The 3,060-nt window shown below is 68.5% G+C and carries 3 protein-coding genes; all 3 read left to right on the top strand.

The genetic code is table 11. The features are described 5' to 3' along the window. Positions 1-1,106: penicillin acylase family protein (locus tag ABDW35_RS34900; protein ID WP_343718438.1), on the top strand; the 1,106-nt coding region annotated here is incomplete at its 5' end. Between the two features lie 16 nt (positions 1,107-1,122). Then, on the top strand, positions 1,123-2,355 hold the full coding sequence (locus ABDW35_RS34895; RefSeq protein WP_343718437.1) for a threonine ammonia-lyase: 1,233 nt from the start codon (positions 1,123-1,125) through the stop codon (positions 2,353-2,355). 241 nt (positions 2,356-2,596) lie between these two features. Beyond that, positions 2,597-2,887: a hypothetical protein gene (locus tag ABDW35_RS34890; protein ID WP_343718436.1), complete on the top strand. Its 291-nt coding sequence runs from the start codon at positions 2,597-2,599 to the stop codon at positions 2,885-2,887. Positions 2,888-3,060 lie beyond the last annotated feature (173 nt).

The following is a 3,060-nucleotide window of genomic DNA, read 5'->3' as shown; positions in this document are numbered from 1 at the left end:
GGCTGTTCCGCGCCCCGATCCAGAACATGGCCTATGCAGATGGAGACGGGAATATCGGCTTCATCGTCCCCGGCGCGATCCCGATCCGCCGCTCGGGCGACGGCAAGCTGCCGGCGGACGGCGCCTCCGGCGCCCAGGACTGGACCGGCCTGATCCCGTTCGAGGAGCTGCCCCGGGCCCTGAACCCGCCCGGCGCCGCCCTTGCCAACGCCAACAACGCCCCGGTCGGGCCCGGCTACCCGCATTATCTCGGCGACGGCTATGACGAGCCCTACCGCGCCCGCCGCATCGTCGAGATGCTGGACGCCGAAGGCCCGAACACGGTGGCGCGCAGCCAGGTGATGCAGGCCGACACGCTGACCACCGAGGCGCGCGAGCTGCTGCCGCTGATGACGGCCATCGATCCCGCGGACGATCGCAGCGCCAAGGCCCTGGCGCTGCTGCACGGCTGGGACCTGCGGATGGACCGCAACCGGCCGGAACCGCTGATCTACATGGAATGGCTGTGGCGCTTCGCCCATGCCGTGTTCGACCCGCCGCTGGGGCCGTTGGCCGAGGATTATTTCGGGCTGCACCCAACCATCCTGGCGACGATCCTCAGCCGCGACCCGTCCTGGTGCGGCGACGCCAAGGCCCCGCCGGCCGATTGCGGCGCCCTGCTGCGCCGGACCCTGGGCGAGTCGCTGGACGCGCTGGCCGAGCGCCACGGCGCCGACATGGCCGCCTGGCGCTGGGGGTCGGAGCACATCGCGCCGCTGGAGGCGCAGGTGCTGTCGCGGGTGCCGGTGATCGGCGGGCTGATCTCGCTGGCGACGCCGACCGATGGCGGGCCCTATACGCTGAATCGCGGCGCCACCACGATCACCGATCCGGACGCGCCCTTCGCCCACACCCACGGCGCCGGCTACCGGGCCGTCTACGACCTGGCGGATCGCGGCCGGTCGCGATTCATGATCGCCACCGGCCAGTCCGGCAATCCGCTGTCGCCGCATTGGGGGGACCTGGTCGCGGATTGGCGAGACGGAAGATACTTGACGTTGCAGGGTGGCGAGGCTGATCTCGCCGCCGCCGGGGAGTCGCTGACCACCCTGCAGCCGCGCCAATAACGGGACCAGACCCCAGATGAGCACTGCCCCGCTGCCGGTCACCATCGACGACATCCACGCCGCCGCCGCCGCACTGGAGGGCCAGGTGGCCCGTACCCCGGTCATTCCGGCGCAGCAGCTGTCCGGCATTCTCGGCTGCGAGCTGTTCCTGAAGCTGGAGACGCTGCAACGCACCGGGTCGTTCAAGGATCGCGGCGCCTACAACAAGCTGCGCTCGCTGGACGAGGCGCAGCGTCGGCGCGGCGTGGTGGCGATGTCGGCCGGCAACCACGCCCAGGGCGTCGCCTATCACGCCACCCGCCTCGGCATCCCCTCGACCATCGTGATGCCGACCTATACCCCCTTCACCAAGGTGGCGAAGACCGAGGGCTACGGCGCCACGGTGGTGCTGGTGGGCCAGACCCTCGACGACAGCATGAGCCATGCCCGCAAGCTGGTGGACGAGGAAGGGCTGACCCTGATCCACCCCTATGACGATCCCTACATCGTCGCCGGCCAGGGCACGGTCGGGCTGGAGATCATGGCCGACGCGCCCGATCTGGACGATTTGGTGGTGCCGATCGGCGGCGGCGGGCTGATCTCCGGCATCGCCATCGCCGCGCGGTCGGTCAACCCCAAGATCCGGATCACCGGGGTCGAGGCCGCGCTCTACGCCTCGATGAGCGACGCGGTGGCCGGCCGCACCGGCGTCTATGGCGGTGCCACCATCGCCGAAGGCATCGCGGTGAAGAGCCCGGGCGTGCTGACCCGGCAGATCATCGCGGCGCTGGTCGACGACATCGTCACGGTCGACGAGACGATGCTGGAGCAGGGCGTTCACCAGCTGATGACGCAGCAGAAGCTGGTGGCCGAGGGCGCCGGCGCCGCCGGCATCGCCGGCATCCTGGCCCATCCGGAGCGCTTCGCCGGGCGCAAGGTCGGCGTCGTCGTCTGCGGCGGCAACATCGACCCGCGCATCCTGGCCTCGATCCTGATGCGCGGCCTGGTTCGCAACGGCCAGATCGCCCGGCTGCGGATCGAGATCGAAGACGTGCCGGGGGTGCTGAGTACCATTGCCGGCATCATCGGCGCCACCGGCGGTAACATCATCGAGACATACCACCAGCGGCTGTTCTTCCAGATCCCGGTGAAGCGCGCCGATATCGACGTGGTGGTCGAAACCCGCGACCGGGCCCATGTCGACGTTATCATCGGCAAGCTGATGGAATCGGGCTACCCGGCCAAGCTGCTGAGCGATGTCGGGGCATAAAACCCGCCCCGATGTCGGGTGGTATAGCGGATTCAGGAAATGCCCTGATCGCTTCCACCGATCCCAAGTGGCGACGCATTATCCCTAGCCGCGGGGCTACAAGACTGCCGCTGCGCTTCTACCACTATTGACGGAGATTGCTCCTCCTCAAGAGGGTTGGGGACGGGCCCGAAGAGCGCAATTGCTTGCCCGGTACCCACCCGCCTAGCGTTTCGGCGACGCAAATGCAGGAGGAATGGCAATGTCGACCGATTCTTCCAAGGCACCGCCACCCGGTGATGAGGCGAAAGACCGGCGCGAGTTCCTCGCCAAATGCGGGCGCTTCGCGATCGTCACCCCACCGGCCGTCACGCTGCTGCTGTCAACGAGCCTGACCTCTGACGCCATCGCGAAGTCGGGAGGCGGCCACGGCCACGGGCACGGCGAAGGTCACGGGCACGGGCACGACGAGGGGCACGACGAAGGGCACAACGGAACGCCGCCGGGACGAGACGGGAATTTTCTCGAGGCCCTTCTCGGAAAGCTGTTCTGAACGCTGGGCTATCTCGCGTGCAGCCGCCGCGAGCGGAGGATCTCTCGAAATTTGGGCGCTCGCCGATGCGGGGATTGGTTGCCGCCAACACCGTCTTCGTCCTGGTCGGCGAGCGGCAGGTGCTGTTCAGCGAGAGACGACAGGAAGTCTATGAGCTGAATGACGCCGCCGCC

The organism is Inquilinus sp. (assembly GCF_039594555.1).
Classification (GTDB): Bacteria; Pseudomonadota; Alphaproteobacteria; order DSM-16000; family Inquilinaceae; genus Inquilinus.
Note: the sequence above shows the minus strand (reverse complement) of the source record. Positions and strands in the feature narration are given on the sequence as shown.